Consider the following 16,993-nt stretch of genomic DNA (forward strand, 5'->3'; position numbering starts at 1 on the left):
TGAGGTGTATCGATGAATTTTCGTATAATTGCATATATCGTAGGATGGGTATGTAACTTTCAGGCAATCTTCATGGTGCTTCCCTGTATCACAGCCCTTGTTTATCAGGAACATGAATTCTTTGCTTTCCTGATCTCCATGATACTCTGCCTTATTGCCGGTATTCCTCTGACAGCTCGCAAACCAAAAAACAAAGTATTTTACACAAAAGACGGATGCGTTGCTGTTGCATTAAGCTGGCTGGCACTCTGCATCTTTGGATCCGTTCCATTTGTACTGAGCGGCTCCATCCCGCATCCGATCGATGCTTTTTTTGAAACTGTTTCCGGTTTTACTACGACCGGTTCCAGTATCCTCACGGATGTAGAAGTTCTTCCTCACTGTATTCTTATGTGGCGTAGTTTCACACACTGGATCGGTGGTATGGGTGTTCTGGTATTTCTGCTCTCCCTGCTTCCACTTGCAGGCGGTTATCATATGAATCTGATGAAAGCAGAGAGCCCAGGACCTTCTGTAAGTAAACTGGTGCCAAAGGTACAGCAGACAGCAAAAATTCTGTATTCTATCTATATCGGAATGACATTCCTTCAGATTGTTCTGCTTCTGATTGGAAATATTCCTTTATTCGATACATTATGTATTGCATTCGGCACTGCAGGTACCGGTGGATTCGGTATCAGAAATGACAGTATGGGAAGTTACAGCACCTATTGTCAGATTGTCACAACAATATTTATGATTTTATTCGGAGTAAACTTTTCCGCATATTATCTGATCCTTACAAAAAAGATCCGACAGGCACTTAAATTCGAAGAAGTCCGCTACTACTTCGGAATCATTGCTGCTGCAGTTCTTGTAATCGGACTTAATACTATGCACCTGTTTCAGAATCTTGGTGTTTCCATACAGCAGGCAGCATTTCAGGTCGGATCCATCATCACCACAACCGGGTTTTCCAGTGCTGACTTTAATCAATGGCCCGCCCTGTCAAAAACAATTCTTGTGCTGCTGATGTTTGTTGGTGCATGTGCCGGCAGTACCGGCGGTGGAATCAAAGTTTCACGTATTCTGATTCTCTGTAAAGCTGCAAGAAAAGAGTTCCAGTTATATCTGCATCCAAATGCTGTCAAAAAGATTAAAATGGATCAGAAAACGATCACTCACGATATTTTGAGATCCACCAATATCTATCTGACTCTTTATCTTCTGATCTTTGCAGTATCAATACTGCTTGTATCACTGGATAACTTTGATATGACTACCAACTTTACCGCAGTCACCGCAACACTTAACAACATCGGCCCCGGACTTGAGATTGTCGGGCCTATGGGAAATTTCAGTTCTTTCTCTTATTTCTCTAAGTGTATCCTGATTTTCGACATGCTTGCCGGACGACTGGAGATTTTTCCACTGTTGCTTCTCTTCTTTAAAGGGACATGGAAAAAATTCTGATGTAAAAAATTGATTTCTTCACAATTTATTCAAAATCGCATCACATTTTTTTCACACTTATCTAGTATAGTAGTCACTGTAGAGAGCGAAAGCTTTCTATAAAATATTTTTCTTTTTCATACGCGCCGGTACGAAAGTACCGGCCTCCTTCCATTTATGGGATTTTTCATCGCTCCTGTATAAGAAAAGAATTTATGAACGTTTCTTTATAAAATAAAAAGCACTTTACTCAGGTATTGTCTCAGCCATCTATGCTGAAGATTTTTTCTTTGAGTAAAGTGCTTTTCTGTATGTTATCTTCTGTAAAGTTTCTTATCTGTCAGAATTTTCTCAGGATGCTGCCTGCAAATTGTCGCTGATCGTCTGCCAGATGCTGCTGTTCTCAAATCCGAGTTTCCACTGCGCCACACCAGCCAGATTATACTTCGGAATCAGTTTTACTTTCTCGGCAATCGACTGCGCATCTTCCAGCCAAATCTGATATGTAGAATTGTCCTGCTCGAAGGTCGCATAATTCTGTCCGACGCTTCCATCCCAGACGGGCTCTACTGCATTTGCACTGAGGACATTCTGCGCCTCATCCATTCCGATTGCTTCACTGGTCACAGCACCTCCGGCAGTCTTCCAGAGCCTTGTATAGAACGGAATCGCAAGAATAGTTCTCTCCGGTGTAACCTCAGTGACCGTATCCTGTACCCCCTGTTCAACCCACGGAAGAGATGCAACAGATCCTGCATCAGAACCAACATAATGCTCATCATATCCCATAATGATAATATAGTCTACGACCAGCCCCTGTTCCTTTCTGTCATAGTGACTGGTAAAATCTTCCGGAACCGGATTATCCACCGAAACCACCAGATTATTTTTATGACATTCAATCGACAGTTCTCTCAAAAATTCAAGAAAATGCGGTCCTGCATCCTCACTGAGCGATTCAAAATCTACATTAATTCCATCAAGACCTACCGATAAAGCTGCCTGTACAAGCTGCTGAATGATATTCTGTCTGGATGCCAGCTGCGAAAGTGTCTCTGTCGTACTGACATCTGCAGTAAAGTTGTCAATCAGCCCCCATACTTTCAGGCCTCTCTCATGTGCCAGTGACACATAATCTGCTGATGCAATATTTCCGATATTTCCTGCTGTATCCTGAATATAGAACCATGTAGGAGAAATCACATTGACTCCGCTGATATTTGCAATGCTGTCTGCAAGATAAGCATTTGCCTCCTGTGTCGTCACCTGATGCCAGCTTAAATTCACTTTATCCTCCATGGTAAGATAAGTATATTCTTCTTTCTGGAAATCTCTCTCGAAATCTTTTGTCTCCATATCGGAAAGAGTATCCTTCCGGACATATCCGATATAACCATCCATGGTTGCCACCTGTACCCAGTCTTCCAGCGCTTCCATATAGAGCAGTGTCGTACCTTTGCTGACATCTGTCAGAATCAGGGATTTGATGCCTCCACGATAGCGAATACTGGTATCTTTCTTTACAGTTACAGTATTTACGGATGTAAACTGATGCTGGATCGCAATTCTTGAAGGATTGTCATATACATACGCATCCAGATCTGTATATTTCTTTATAAAGTCGAGATTCAGATATACCGTATCATCCTTTAACCAGACCTCACTGTCTCCACTCCCTGAAGCCGGATAATACTGCAGTTCTGATGGCGTAGCATAAAGAATCTGCTGGTTCGCACTGTCCCAGTAATATCTCTGATTCAGGTATGTATTTACCATATCCAGCGGAAGATACACCCTGTCTCCGGATTTTACCGCCTTCGTCTCCATAATATCTGTGCCAAGAATAACTGTCATTTCGTCTTCGCCCGTCTGTCCATAATATTCCGTCAAATCCATTCGCTCCTTCGTAGGAATATACTTTTTGATAAAGTGCGTTCCCACGCCGACAGCTGCCAGTACTAAGATCAATATACAGACAATCACTACCGGCTTCTGCTGTTTCTTCATTTGTTTCTCTGTCCCATGTTTCATCTGTTTCTCCCTTTTGACTCAGAGAATCTCTGAGTGTTCTGCAGTTTCTTCTGAAAATTGACATATACAGATTTATTATATCATGTTTTTTATGGCTTGTGTTGTTTATTTAAAATTTCGCATTTATGCAAAACTGTGCTGCTTTTCAGGAAGGGATCTTCTGACATATGGTTAAGTATTGTAGGGAAAGCTGCTTACAGGCAAATCAGAAAATCCCTTCTTCCTATATGCCCTAGGTGTTTTTTATCCGGTCAAAATCTACTCTTGCGATCCGTCCGTTCTCATCTTCTGTATAATCCCGCATATAACATCCGTCTTCTGCGATCATACAGGCTCTCGCTATCGTCTTCGGCTTACTTGGACTGCCATCCAGATAAAGCTCTACTCCTTGTCTGCGGTAAAGCTTCAGCTCTGACTTCAGAGGTTTTACGGAATTATTGTGTTTCTTGTCATGTGACATACTTCCTTAATCCTTTCCTCCCTTCCTTGTTATTTTGATTTTAGAAAACACCTGATAGGTTTAAGAAAAAATACCGGCACGATAATTGAACTTAATCTTAGGGAAATTGCTTGCTGCCACAGCGTGAATGCTGCAGGACATGTTTCTGGCAATGACTTTATGTAAAAAGAATTGTGTTATTGTGTAAGTGTTGGTTTGCTGTAAAAAAATGTTTTTCAACTATCCGCTACACAAATATTTTTTCTTACGGCTTATTATACCTGTATTTTTGATATATGCAAGCGCTTTTGTCATTTTATCAAAAAATTTCCACTTTTTTTCTAAATTTTTTATAAACAGGCAAATTGTATTTCTTTACATTCTGTAGGGTTGTGGTATATAATATTGCAGAGACAGGGGAACAAGAATAGGATGTGATAAAATGAAAATAGAGAAAATCAATGAAAACCAAATCCGTTGTACTTTAACCCGTGAGGATCTGGAAACACATCAGGTCAATCTCAAAGAACTTGCCTACGGCTCCGAGAAAGCCAAGAAGCTTTTCCGCGATATGATGCAGCAGGCACAGATGCAGTTTGGCTTTGAAGCTGACAATATTCCGCTGATGATCGAGGCAATTCCGGTCAATCTTGACAGTATCATCCTCATCATAACCAAAGTCGAAGATCCTGATGAACTGGATACACGTTTTTCCAAGTTTTCACCATATAAGGAAAATTCACCGGCTGAGCCACTTCAGCTTGACGGTGCTGATAACATCATCGATATTTTTCAGAAAATATGCGAAGCAAAAATGAAAGGTGGTTCTTCCCGAAAGCAGGCCACCACACAAAAAGACAGCCAGGAATCTCCTGCTGCTTCTTCAGATACTCCGGCAGTCAATCTGACATGTCTTTTCTGCTTCAACCGGCTTGATGATGTCATTGCTGCCGCTCATGGCCTGAACAGTTTCTTTACCGGTCTCAACACACTATACAAAGAAGGCAATGAGGCTCGTTATCAGCTCGTCATCCATCAGTCTGGTTACTCACCTGAGGAATTCAACAAAGTCTGCAACATTCTTTCTGAGTACGGTAAGAGCAGACCGTTTTCGATTGCCGGTGAAGCACACCTTAAAGAACACGGAGAACTGATCTCTGAAAATGCATTACAGCAGCTTACACAGCTCTGATTGATGCAATGCAATAAAAAGACTGGCATCTTCGCCAGTCTTTTTCATTAAAAATGGTTGGATATTATTCTCCAAGAAAGTCATTGATCTGCTGAACCAGTACATCAACATCCATTCCATGAACCATAGCAGCTTCTTCCAGTGATTCCATCTGTGAAGACGGGCAGCCAAGGCAGTGCATACCTGCTCTCATAAGAATCGGTGCGATATTTGGATCTAAAGTAATCAACTGGCCAATCAGCATATCTTTTGTAACTTTTGCCATCGTAATTTCCTCCTTTTCTTACGGAAAAAATATTTCTTAAATTTTCCGTTATTTCTCATTATAATATAAAAGTTAGTAGGAATCAACCTTAAATATCAAATTTTGTTCACAAATTTGTACTTGTAATCCCGAAAGATATATATTAGAATAACGATATAGAACCTGTAAGGGTACTAACGAGAAAAAAGGAGGATATTAATAATGGCATATGTAATTTCTGATGAATGTGTAAGCTGTGGAACTTGTGCAGCTGAATGTCCAGCTGAAGCTATCTCTGAAGGTGCAGAGCATTTTGAAATTGATGCTGATGCATGCCTTGACTGTGGAACTTGCGCTGACGCCTGTCCTACAGAAGCAATCCATCCAGCTGAATAATTTCATTCACGACAACAAAAAAGCTGCGGCATCTGCCGTAGCTTTTTTCTGTTCTTCTTTATTTTTTCTCTACGCCGTCCCGGTGTTTTCTTTTTCCCTTTTTTTCGGATGCAGCCGCGGCTTCACGCCTTGCCATCTGCTGCCTCCGAATTGCAAAATCAAGCGACCGGCACCGTTCCTCGTCTTCATTCTGAGAACGTAATTCCTGCGCGATCAATCGCTCAAGGATCGTCTGAAATTCCAGAATTTTTTCATTATTGTGTATTTCTGCTTTGACGGTATCTGTCCTCTTTTCTGTATTTATATCTTCTTCTGCTCTTGTCTGCGCATCTTCCGATATGTCCTCTGCAACACCTTCCAGCAATGCCGCCCCACTTTCTTCGAATCCGCTCATGGATGCAGTGATCTGAGGAATCAGTTTTTTGATTGCACGAAGCTGTAGCCCCCGCCTCTTCAGTTCTTTTATATTCAAAAAAAGCTGAATATCATATCCGGTGTAATAACGGTGTCCCAGTTCATTTCTATGGATCTGAAGCTCCAGTTCTTCCTCCCAGTACCGCAGAACATAGGACTTGACGCCAGTCATCTCAACTGTCTGTCTGACTGTATAACGTGTCTCCATCCCGCACCTCCTTATGAAATTCACTACAATTTATTATAGACAGGATTTTTCTCAAATTCAATGAAAACAGTCCGACAAAAAAACAGCCCTACACCATCGGAACTGTATAATTCCGCGGTATATGGCTGCATTCAGCACATATTGTCTATTTTTTCATATTCACAAACTGTGTATAACGAGGCAGCCATACCAGTTCGATCGTGCCGATCGGTCCATTTCTCTGCTTCGCAATGATAACTTCTGCAATGTCTTTCTTCTCAGTATCTTTATGATAATAGTCATCACGATACAAAAACATTACAACATCTGCATCCTGCTCAATTGCTCCGGACTCACGGAGATCCGAAAGCATCGGGCGGTGATCCGGTCGCTGCTCTACAGCACGGCTCAGCTGCGAAAGTGCAATGACCGGCACGCTCAGTTCCCTCGCAAGTGCCTTGAGTGAACGGGAAATATCGGAAATCTCCTGCTGACGGGAATCACTCTTTCCGCTTCCGCTCATCAGCTGAAGATAGTCGATCATGATGATTCCGAGATTATGTTCCAACTTATATTTTCTGCACTTTGAACGCATTTCTGCAATACTGATTCCCGGTGTGTCATCTATGATCAGATTGGAACGTCCGATGATATCTGCACCCTCTACAAGCTTTGTCCAGTCCTCATCCTTCAGATTACCGGTACGCATGTTCTGAGAGTCTACATGGGATTCCATCGCAAGCAGACGGTTCACCAGCTGTTCCTTTGACATTTCGAGACTGAAGATAGCCACGGTAACATCCTTACGGAATGCCATATACTGTGCGATATTCAGAACAAATGCCGTTTTACCCATCGAAGGACGGGCTGCGATCAGTACCAGATCCGATGGATGCATTCCCGATGTCTTATAATCCAGATCAATAAATCCGGTTGGAATACCGGTTACACTACCTTTTAATTTCGATGCTTTTTCAATATTATTGATTGCATTCAGGACGACCTGCTGAATCGGTACATAGTCTCCGCCGATACTTCTCTGAAGAATATTAAAAAGCTTTTTCTCAGACTCCTCAAGGATCATTTCTGTGCTTTCTTTCTCGAGATAGCAGGTATTTGCCACATCCTCTGTTGCCCGGATCAGGCGACGGAGAAGCGCTTTTTCACTGACGATGTTTGCATAGTATTTTACGTTTGCTGAAGTCGGAACTGCCTCGATCAGCTCACGGACATATTCCATACTGCTGATATCCGGCGGCAGATCTTTTTCTTTCAGGCGATTCTGCAGAGTGACCAGATCTACCGGTTTGCCCTCATTACAGAGTTCCACCATTGCATCAAAAATAATTCCATACTGATTCTGATAAAAATCATCACTTGTCAGAATCTCGGATGCAACCAGAATGGCATCCCTGTCAAGAAGCATGGCACCAATTACTGATTGTTCGGCCTCCAGACTGTGAGGTGGTATTCTTTTTATCAGTGCTTCTTCCATCGTGCCCACTCCTTGTTTCTTATGCTTCTTTGATCCAGACTTTCAGACTTCCGGTTACCTTAGGATGAAGTTTTACCGGAACCTGTGTCACACCAAGATTTCTGATCGGATTCGGAAGCTGCAGCTTTTTCTTGTCGATGTCGAGACCAAGCTGAGTTTTAGCTGCTTCGGAGATTTCTTTGGAGGAAACAGAACCGAATGTTCTTCCACCCTCTCCTACTTTCAGTGTCAGAATGATTTCTTTTGTTTCGAGATCTTTTGCAAAAGCCTGTGCTGCTTCGAGATTCTCCTGCGCAACTTTTTCTGCATTGGCTTTCTGAAGTTTCAGATCGTTGAGGTTCTTCGGAGTAGCCTCCACACCAAGTTTTTTCGGTAAGATCATATTTCTTGCATATCCGTCACTGACATTCACGATCTGTCCTTTTTTTCCAAGAGATTTTACGTCTTCTAATAAAATTACTTTCATTTCTTTGTTTCTTCCTCCTGATACATCTCATCTATAATTTCTTTGATCATATCTTCGACTTCATCCATCGGGCGTCTAACCTGTGCACCGGCAATATTGATATGTCCGCCGCCGCCAAGCTTTTCCATCATGATCTGTACATTGACTTCATCGATCGCGCGGGCACTGACGTAGACTTCTTTATTGTAAGGGGTCAGAACGAAAGATGCCTTCACTCCTGCAATATTCAGAAGTTCATTGGCAGCCTGTGCACCGACAACCGTAGGACTTTCCAGCCCTTTGCTCGGGCACTGTGCGATAGCAAAACATCCACGGTAGATTTCTGCAGTACGTACTGCCTCAGCTCTTGCTTTATAAGAATCAATATTATCACGTAGCATTTTGCGGACACGTGTCATATCCGCACCGGAGCGTCTCAAGAAAGCAGCCGCCTCAAAAGTACGCACACCTGCTCTTGTGATAAAGTTATTTGTGTCGATCATAATTCCCGCATACAGACAGTCCGCTTCAATATTTCTCAGACGGAGATCATCTGAAAAGTACTGCAAAATCTCGGCAACCATCTCACAGGTAGAGGATGCATACGGCTCCACATAGGAAAGTACCGCATTCTGAATGACTTCATTCCCTCTGCGGTGATGATCCAGTACCACGATTGTCTTTGTCAGATACAAAAGGTCTTCGCACTCTGTATAACTCGGTTTGTTCGTATCAACCACGACAACGACAGTATTGTCATCGACCAGATCGATTGCCTGATTACGGTCAATAAACATGGACGGTTCATAATCCGGATTATTCATATATCCTGCCATCAGCGGTCGGATTGAAGTAGATGGATCATTGACAACTATGTGTACCGGTTTGCCAAGTGTCTTACCTGCACGGTAAATACCAATGGCAGCTCCAAGTGCATCAACATCTGTGATCTTATGTCCCATGACGACAACGCGCTCTTTAGTGCTCATAAATTCCTTGAGTGCCTGTGCCTTTACTCTGGCTTTGACCCTCGTGGTCTTTTCCATCTGCTGCGCCTTACCGCCATAATAAGTGATCTTCTCACCATTCTTGATTACAACCTGATCACCGCCACGTCCAAGTGCCATCTCGATCGCAATACGTGAATATTCATAATCCTGAAGATAAGTCGGGGCATTCAAACCAATACCGATACTTAATGTCACCGTCATTTCATTACCGATATTTACCGTCTTTACTTCTTCAAGGATATGGAACTTCTGCTCTTTCAGAGCTTCAAGAGAACTCTGTCTCATAATCAGGAAATATTTGTCTTTTTCCAGTTTACGAACAAGTCCGTCATAATTGGAAAAGTATTTCGTGATCTTACGGTCGATCAGTGCGATCAGAAGAGAGCGCCTTACATCTTCAACACTTTCCAGTGCTTCTTCGTAATTATCGAGGTAAGCCAGCGCAACTACCAGCTTATTGTCCTCATTTGCCTGAATATACTCTTTCAGCTCTGTCTCATCATAGAGATACATCGCGATCAGGCTGGTCGTATCCGGAAAATCCATCAGAAGTTTTGATGGAGCAACGGATTCACCGAGCATCATCTTCTGCATAGAGATCCGGTAAATGCGGTCTCCAAACTGCGTACTGAGTTCTGCAATGTCCCTTCCATCCTTTCCCGGAAGTTTGTCTGCTGTAATATCCGGAAAAAGCGTGCTGACATTTTTATGATAGAAGGAATCTTTCCCGGTCAGCCGGGCAAACATTCTGTTGGACCAGATCATCCTTCCCTGCATATCCATCACTGCATATGGAAGCGCCAGTTCCTCAAGAACACGTTTCTCAAGAAATTCATACTGGCTGGCAAAAGCAATCAGATCATTGAACAACAGTGGTCTGTGATAAAGCAAAAGTGCAACTGCTGCCACAAGATAGAGGATATTGCCCATAGTGACAACTGCACCGGCTTTTATGTTGATCACGTATACCAGAATATTCAATGCAATCAGCAGAACGGATAAATACAATGGCCAGCGGGCTAAATGCTTCAGATGGCCTTTTAATTTTAATTTTCCCCTCATAACACTCTTTACCATTCTTTTTCTTATTCTTAACAACGATGCTATTCTCTATTATAACAGATTCACCGAGACTTTACCATAAAATTGTAAAGAAAACAGCTTCGGTGTCTTTTTTCAGAAAAAAAACGCTGCCACCCTCCAGACAGAATTCCGTCTTTTAGGTGACAGCCGCTCATATACGCTATATCGATCAGATTAGTCCTGAACGTATGGCATCAGGGACAGATGACGTGCTCTCTTAACAGCAACAGTCAGAGCTCTCTGATGTTTTGCACAGTTTCCTGTGATTCTTCTCGGAAGGATTTTACCTCTTTCAGAAACATATTTTCTGAGTTTTGCTACATCCTTGTAATCGATTTCATTGTTTTCTTTACCGCAGAATACACAAACTTTTTTTCTTCTGCGTCCGCCTCTTCTCTTCATTGGAGAGTCCGGTCTTTCGCCTCTATTGTAAGCCATGATGGTTTCCTCCTGTTCATATTTCTTTCAGTTTAAATTAAGAGCTTAGTTAAATGGAAGCTCCTCGTCGATTCCATCCGGAATGTTCATAAAGCCATCTGCGCTTGCTGCTCCCGGGCTCGGCATTGACGGAGCCGGTGCTGCATTCTGCTGAGGATGTGATGCTGCATAGCTGTCACTGGATGCTTTGCTTTCTGCAAATTCCTGTTCCTCAACAACAACTTCCGTTGTATAAACTTTCTGGCCTTCTCTGTTCGTGTAGCTGCCTGTCTGAATACGACCGCTGACTACAATGCGGATTCCCTGATGGAAATATTTCTCTGCAAATTCCGCGCCACGCCCGAAAACAACACAGCTGATAAAATCAGCGGTAGCTTCTCCGTCACGACGAAATCTTCTGTCGACTGCCAATGTGTATCTTGCAATTGCCAGTGCATTTTCTCCTGCGGAATATCTTACCTCAGGATCTCTTGTTAAGCGTCCCATTAAAATTACTTTGTTCATTGTTATACCTCTTTCTTCTTAGTGAGTGAACGGGTTTCTTAATGGTGCTTTCTAAAATCCATCTGTAAAAAGATTATGCGTCTTTACGAACGACTAAGTATCTTAATACGTTGTCCATGATACGTACATGTCTTTCTACTTCGGCCGGACACTGTGCGTCTGCTTCAAACTGAATGAAATAGTAGAAGCCTTCATGCATTTTCTGAATTTCGTAAGCTAATTTCTTCTTACCCCATTCTTCTACTTCTGTGACGTTTCCGTTGTAACGAGCGATGTAGCCTTTTGCTTTCTCTACTACTGCATCACGAACTTCGTCTTCAACTTTTGCGCTCACAACTAATGCTAATTCGTACTTGTTCATGCTTTCTTACCTCCTTGTGGTCTTTATGGCCCTCTGCCTGTACAGAGAGCAAGGATATGAAAATATATCACACAGTTGATTATTTTAACATATGAGTTTTCAAATGTAAAGCGCTTTTTGTCGAACATTTCACTTTTTATGAAAATTGTTCTTTTTTCCTGAATACATACTTGTTAAATCATATTTATTATTTGTTATTTTGCATAATACATTGTAATATTTTGTAAAACAGGATATACTGATTGCACAAACGCTTAAACGCGTATTAAAGGGAAAGGAGACCCACTAATGGACTCTGCATTATATGCAAACTATCTGAACATTCTGAAACAGGAGCTGGTACCTGCACTCGGATGTACAGAACCGATTGCCATTGCTTATGCAGCGGCAAAAGCACGCCAGATTCTCGGAGAATTTCCGGATACGGTGGAAATGCTTCTGAGCGGAAACATCATTAAGAATGTTAAAGGTGTTACTGTTCCGAATTCCGGCGGACTTAAAGGAATTGACGTTGCAGCTGTTCTCGGCATTGTCGGAGGAAATGCTGACAAAGCTCTGGAAGTACTCAGTGAAGTAACTCCCAAAGACATTGCCCTCACGAAAGAACTGATTGCAAAGAAAGTCTGTTCCTGCTCTCTTGTTCAGAATGTAGACAACCTCTACATCACAGCCAAAGTGATCAAAGGCGGACATTACGCTTCTGTCACTATCGAGCATCAGCACACCAACATCACCCATATCGAAAAGAACGGTGAAGTAATTCTGGATAATCCATACAAATCTGACAATGTTACTACTGTGGATAAATCCAAACTGGCAGTCAAAGACATCCTGGATTTTGCCGATCAGGTAAAAATTGAAGATGTACAGCCGATTCTGGATCGTCAGATCAAACTGAACTCCGCCATCTCTCAGGAGGGACTGGACAATAACTACGGCGCGCAGATCGGCAAAACGCTTATGCATGTCTGGGGCAAAAGTGTAACGACCAGAGCATGTGCAAGGGCTGCTGCCGGAAGCGATGCCCGTATGGGCGGCTGTTCCATGCCGGTTGTAATCAACTCCGGAAGTGGAAATCAGGGAATGACCGTATCTCTCCCTGTTATTGTTTTTGCTGAAGAATGGGAAGTTTCTCATGAGAAACTCTGTCGTTCTCTCGTTGTCAGCAATCTGATCGCCATCCACCAGAAATACTATATAGGAAGTCTTTCTGCTTACTGTGGCGCCGTCAGTGCAGCGTGCGGTGCCGGTGCAGGAATCACCTACATGTATGGCGGTACTTACCAGCAGGTATCCCTGACGATCATCAACACCCTCGGAAACGTCGGTGGAATCGTCTGTGACGGTGCCAAACCATCCTGCGCTGCAAAAATTGCCTCTTCTGTCGATGCCGCTCTGATGGCTTTCCAGCTCAGCATTCAGAACAAGAGTTTTCTTCCGGGCGAGGGGATCATCAAAGACGACATCGAAGAAACCATCAAAAGTATGGGCTATATCGGACGCGTCGGCATGCGTCTCACCGATACGGAAATTCTCAATGTCATGATAGATCAGGCTGATATCAATCAGGACTGTTGATCTTATATCTTTTTACAGGGAGACTACTTAAATGAAAAAAAATAATTTCCTTACAAGCCTGCCTTTCAAACTGTTGGTCGGTGTTATCATCGGTATCATTGCAGGTATCATTTTAAACAAAACGGACGGTGCTTCACTGACTGTTGCGATTCTGAATATCGTTGTCACAGTAAAATATGTTCTCGGACAGCTCATTAACTTCTGTGTACCACTGATCATCATCGGTTTTATCGCACCATCTATCACAAAGCTCGGCAACAGTGCCTCCCGTATGCTGGGTGTTGCTCTTGTGATCGCTTATGCATCTTCTATCGGTGCAGCTCTTTTTTCCACAGGTGCAGGATATATACTTATCCCACATCTTTCCATTGTTACTGATGTAGAAGGGCTTAAGACACTTCCGGAAGTCGTATTCGAACTTTCCATTCCACAGATCATGTCCGTTATGAGTGCCCTGGTATTTTCTATCATGGTAGGTCTGGCTGCTACATGGAATCAGACAAAGCTGATCACCGGTGTACTGGATGAATTCCAGAAAATCGTGCTTTCCATCGTATCCAAGATCATTATTCCGATCCTTCCATTCTTTATCGCACTTACTTTCTGCGGACTTGCTTACGAAGGATCTATTACCAAACAGCTTCCTGTATTCCTTCAGGTTATCGTAATCGTACTGATTGGTCACTTTATCTGGATGGCACTGCTCTATTTTCTTGCCGGTGCATATTCACATGAAAACCCGATGGAAGTTGTTCGCCACTATGGACCGGCTTATCTGACTGCGGTAGGAACCATGTCCTCTGCTGCTACTCTTGCAGTTGCTCTTCAGTGTGCAGGCAAAGCAAAACCACTTCGTAAAGATATGGTACAGTTTGGTATTCCTCTTTTTGCCAACATCCATCTCTGCGGGTCTGTTCTTACTGAAGTATTTTTTGTTATGACTATTTCAAAGATCCTGTATGGCTCTATCCCGGCACCTGGCACCATGATTCTGTTCTGTCTGCTGCTCGGAATCTTCGCACTCGGAGCACCTGGCGTTCCGGGAGGAACTGTTATGGCATCCCTCGGGCTGATTACCGGTGTTCTCGGTTTCAACGAAACAGGCACTGCTCTTATGCTGACGATCTTTGCCCTTCAGGACAGCTTTGGTACAGCATGTAACGTTACAGGCGATGGTGCTCTTACCCTTATCCTCACCGGATACGCCAGGAGACACAATATTAAAGAACAGAATATCAGCGTAGATTTATAATTTTATATTCTGTCTATTAAACTAATTATTTTACTGCCAATATAAGACCGGAGGATTTTGTCAGCTTGACAAAGTTCTCCGGTTTCTTCTATACTGAATTTAATTTAGTGACAGTAAGCAAAAGAACTGGCAATATCCTCTTGCACTGTCAGAAGGGAGAAAACTATGCTTCTTAAAAATGGTCATCTTATTGATCCGGCTACCCGAACCGCCGCACCTCGGGACATCCGTATTACAAACGGTATTATCACTGAACTTGCCCAGAACCTTGTTCCGCAGAATGAAGAAGAAATTCTTGACCTTTCAGGACTGACTGTAGCTCCGGGATTAGTCGATACACACGTGCATTTTCGTGATCCGGGACTCACTTACAAAGAAAATATCCATACCGGTTCACTTGCAGCTGCAAAGGGCGGATTTACATCTGTCATCTGTATGGCAAACACAAAACCTACCGTAGACTCTGTTGATACTCTGAAAGATATTCTGGAGCGCGCACAGAAAGAAAATATACATATCTATCAGACTGCTTCTGTCTCCTACGGCCTGAATAGTGAAAAAATGACTGATTTCGATGCACTTGCCAATGCAGGCGCCTGTGGATTCACCGATGATGGTATTCCGCTTCTCGACGCGGTATTCTGCTATCAGGCAATGAAAAAGGCTGCTGCACTTCATATGCCAATCAGCCTTCACGAAGAGGACAAAGCCTTTATCACCAATAACGGTATCAATGCCGGAAAAACCGCTGAAAAACTTAATGTCATTGGTTCTCCTGCCATCGCAGAAGAAGTTATGGTAGCACGTGATTGTATGCTTGCGCTTCAAAGCGGCGCTGCTGTCGTGATCCAGCATATCAGCTCCGCAAACTCCGTTGAACTTGTCCGCACAGCAAAAAAGCTCGGTGCTGATATCCATGCAGAAGCAACGCCTCATCATTTTACTTTAACAGAAGAAGCTCTTTTGAAGCATGGCACCCTTGCAAAAATGAATCCGCCGCTTCGTACAGAAAAAGATCGCCTGGCAATCATTGCGGGACTGAAAGACGGCACGATTGACCTGATTGCTACTGATCATGCCCCTCACAGTACGGAAGAAAAAGCAAAACCGCTTACAGAAGCTCCGAGCGGTATCACAGGGCTTGAAACCTCCCTCGGTCTCGGTATTACTTCCCTTGTAAAAGAAGGGCATCTTACCCTGATGGAACTTCTGGAAAAAATGACCTGCAATCCTGCGATGCTCTATCGTTTGCCGGGCGGTGTCATTCAAGTCAATGCTCCGGCTGACTTTGTAGTCTTTGATCCGGATGAAATATGGACCGTCACCGATTTTGCTTCCAAATCTTCCAACAGTCCGTTTACGGGATCTGAGCTGTACGGAAAAATCCACTACACGATCTGCGGTGGAAAAATTGTTTATCGCAGATAAATTGTGTGTATAACTTTACGCATCAACGGACGCGCCACCAGTGCCTCCTCAATATGTAATGCAAAGAACCCTCCCCAGCACAGTGATCTTATGGTCCTGCCGGGGAGAGTTCTTATTTCTATTTCTTATTCTTCATAAATCTGGTCAAACACACCGCCATCTGCAAAATGTGTTTCCTGAGCTTTTTCCCATCCTCCAAAATCGTCAATCGTCACAAGATTTATATTCAAGTCAAAGACATCTGCATATTCTTTCAGAATGTCCTCATTTGATGGGCGATAATAATTATCTGCTGCAATTCTCTGAGCTTCATCAGAATACAGATAATTCAGATATTCCGTCGCTACCTCTCTGGTTCCTTTTTTATCTACTACAGAATCTACGATTGCTACGGAATCCAGTACAAGTACGTTTGCATAAAGTTTCTTGATAAAGTCTTTGATCTTTTCTTCGTCGCCATCAAACTTTTTATCCGCATACGCCCATGCCGCCAGATAATTCCATCTTGCTCCACCGGATTTCCTTTTCTTACCAGAAATACGATCGTGGATGTGTACGGAGAACTGTCATTCGGAAATTCATCAATCCATCCCTCTTCAATCAGCCCTGCATTTTCTACTGCCTCTACATCGTATTCTAATGTAAGATCAGAAAACGATGTCAGGTTATTCAACTTTTTGTCTTATAACGCAATAAATCTATAGAAAATCACTCTATTACGAATGAAGTTTCTATAGATTCTTTATTTCCTGTATAGTGTAATGTTTTGCGAAAACGTTATCTTTCAGTATTTCTGCCGATATGTAATACAAAAAACAAACTCCGGAATATCGAATTCCGGAGTTTACAGAGGTGCCACCCGGATTTGAACCGGGGATAGAGGTGTTGCAGACCTTTGCCTTACCACTTGGCTATGGCACCATATTTAATTATTTCCTTTAAGGAAATGACTCCAAGGGGATTTGAACCCCTGTTACCGCCGTGAAAGGGCGGTGTCTTAACCGCTTGACCATGGAGCCAATTATCTGCTATCGGCTCTAAAGTCCGAAAAGCTAACTCCCCCTG

General features: G+C 42.9%; 17 protein-coding genes and 2 tRNA genes. 6 read left to right on the top strand and 13 right to left on the bottom strand.

The window, feature by feature from the left end:
- Positions 1–12 precede the first annotated feature (12 nt).
- Positions 13–1,452: a TrkH family potassium uptake protein gene (locus H8Z79_RS11260; protein WP_015541074.1), complete on the top strand. Its 1,440-nt coding sequence runs from the start codon at positions 13–15 to the stop codon at positions 1,450–1,452.
- Between the two features lie 330 nt (positions 1,453–1,782).
- Here the strand turns inward: H8Z79_RS11260 and H8Z79_RS11265 are convergent, their stop codons facing one another.
- Together H8Z79_RS11265 and H8Z79_RS11270 are read right to left on the bottom strand one after the other, a co-directional pair.
- A complete protein-coding gene (locus tag H8Z79_RS11265) occupies positions 1,783–3,462 on the bottom strand; it encodes a glycosyl hydrolase family 18 protein (protein ID WP_118039159.1) in 1,680 nt (559 codons plus the stop codon).
- Positions 3,463–3,694: 232 nt separating this feature from the next.
- The gene (locus tag H8Z79_RS11270; protein ID WP_015541072.1) at positions 3,695–3,922 is read right to left on the bottom strand and encodes a hypothetical protein; all 228 of its coding nucleotides are present in this window, start codon (positions 3,920–3,922) and stop codon (positions 3,695–3,697) included.
- 421 nt (positions 3,923–4,343) lie between these two features.
- Between H8Z79_RS11270 and H8Z79_RS11275 the strand changes: the two genes are divergently transcribed.
- Positions 4,344–5,093 (top strand): adaptor protein MecA, encoded by a 750-nt coding sequence (locus H8Z79_RS11275; protein WP_118039158.1) that lies wholly within the window; start codon positions 4,344–4,346, stop codon positions 5,091–5,093.
- 64 nt (positions 5,094–5,157) lie between these two features.
- On the opposite strand, the gene H8Z79_RS11280 is transcribed toward H8Z79_RS11275, so the two are convergent.
- Complete coding sequence (locus tag H8Z79_RS11280; protein ID WP_015541070.1) at positions 5,158–5,358, bottom strand: DUF1858 domain-containing protein; 201 nt, start codon at positions 5,356–5,358, stop codon at positions 5,158–5,160.
- Positions 5,359–5,559: 201 nt separating this feature from the next.
- Between H8Z79_RS11280 and H8Z79_RS11285 the strand changes: the two genes are divergently transcribed.
- Entirely contained in the window at positions 5,560–5,733 is a 174-nt protein-coding gene (locus H8Z79_RS11285) for a DUF362 domain-containing protein (RefSeq protein ID WP_005427212.1), read from the top strand.
- A 58-nt stretch (positions 5,734–5,791) separates the two neighbouring features.
- On the opposite strand, the gene H8Z79_RS11290 is transcribed toward H8Z79_RS11285, so the two are convergent.
- From H8Z79_RS11290 to rpsF, 7 genes are all read right to left on the bottom strand, one after another.
- The gene (locus tag H8Z79_RS11290; protein ID WP_118039157.1) at positions 5,792–6,355 is read right to left on the bottom strand and encodes a MerR family transcriptional regulator; all 564 of its coding nucleotides are present in this window, start codon (positions 6,353–6,355) and stop codon (positions 5,792–5,794) included.
- 145 nt (positions 6,356–6,500) lie between these two features.
- Positions 6,501–7,829, bottom strand: a complete 1,329-nt coding sequence (dnaB, locus tag H8Z79_RS11295) for a replicative DNA helicase (protein WP_015541068.1) — start codon at positions 7,827–7,829, stop codon at positions 6,501–6,503.
- Between the two features lie 19 nt (positions 7,830–7,848).
- On the bottom strand, positions 7,849–8,295 hold the full coding sequence (gene rplI, locus H8Z79_RS11300) for a 50S ribosomal protein L9 (protein WP_015541067.1): 447 nt from the start codon (positions 8,293–8,295) through the stop codon (positions 7,849–7,851).
- Positions 8,292–10,346 (bottom strand): DHH family phosphoesterase, encoded by a 2,055-nt coding sequence (locus H8Z79_RS11305; RefSeq protein ID WP_225876973.1) that lies wholly within the window; start codon positions 10,344–10,346, stop codon positions 8,292–8,294. Before H8Z79_RS11305 ends, rplI begins: the two co-directional genes overlap by 4 nt.
- 195 nt (positions 10,347–10,541) lie before the next feature.
- A complete protein-coding gene (gene rpsR / locus H8Z79_RS11310) occupies positions 10,542–10,805 on the bottom strand; it encodes a 30S ribosomal protein S18 (protein ID WP_015541065.1) in 264 nt (87 codons plus the stop codon).
- Positions 10,806–10,850: 45 nt separating this feature from the next.
- Positions 10,851–11,309, bottom strand: coding sequence for a single-stranded DNA-binding protein (locus H8Z79_RS11315; protein WP_015541064.1), 459 nt, complete (start codon positions 11,307–11,309; stop codon positions 10,851–10,853).
- Between the two features lie 73 nt (positions 11,310–11,382).
- Entirely contained in the window at positions 11,383–11,670 is a 288-nt protein-coding gene (gene rpsF / locus H8Z79_RS11320; protein ID WP_015541063.1) for a 30S ribosomal protein S6, read from the bottom strand.
- 288 nt (positions 11,671–11,958) lie between these two features.
- Here rpsF and H8Z79_RS11325 point away from each other — a divergent pair, with 288 nt between their 5' ends.
- The 3 genes from H8Z79_RS11325 to H8Z79_RS11335 all read left to right on the top strand — a co-directional run bounded on the left by H8Z79_RS11325 (position 11,959) and on the right by H8Z79_RS11335 (position 15,928).
- A complete protein-coding gene (locus H8Z79_RS11325) occupies positions 11,959–13,248 on the top strand; it encodes an L-cysteine desulfidase family protein (protein ID WP_118039155.1) in 1,290 nt (429 codons plus the stop codon).
- Between the two features lie 31 nt (positions 13,249–13,279).
- Positions 13,280–14,500 (top strand): cation:dicarboxylate symporter family transporter, encoded by a 1,221-nt coding sequence (locus H8Z79_RS11330; RefSeq protein ID WP_118039154.1) that lies wholly within the window; start codon positions 13,280–13,282, stop codon positions 14,498–14,500.
- 165 nt (positions 14,501–14,665) lie between these two features.
- Positions 14,666–15,928 carry a dihydroorotase gene (locus tag H8Z79_RS11335; protein ID WP_118039153.1) on the top strand — a complete coding sequence of 421 codons (1,263 nt, stop codon included), beginning with the start codon at positions 14,666–14,668 and terminating at the stop codon, positions 15,926–15,928.
- A 388-nt stretch (positions 15,929–16,316) separates the two neighbouring features.
- Here H8Z79_RS11335 and H8Z79_RS17685 read toward each other — a convergent pair whose 3' ends face one another.
- From H8Z79_RS17685 to H8Z79_RS11350, 3 genes are all read right to left on the bottom strand, one after another.
- On the bottom strand, positions 16,317–16,601 hold the full coding sequence (locus H8Z79_RS17685) for a hypothetical protein (RefSeq protein WP_330607564.1): 285 nt from the start codon (positions 16,599–16,601) through the stop codon (positions 16,317–16,319).
- A gap of 177 nt (positions 16,602–16,778) precedes the next feature.
- Positions 16,779–16,849 (bottom strand) — tRNA-Cys (locus tag H8Z79_RS11345).
- Between the two features lie 26 nt (positions 16,850–16,875).
- A tRNA-Glu gene (locus tag H8Z79_RS11350) sits at positions 16,876–16,947 on the bottom strand.
- Positions 16,948–16,993 lie beyond the last annotated feature (46 nt).

The organism is Blautia intestinalis, from assembly GCF_014297355.1.
Lineage (GTDB): Bacteria > Bacillota > Clostridia > Lachnospirales > Lachnospiraceae > Blautia_A > Blautia_A intestinalis.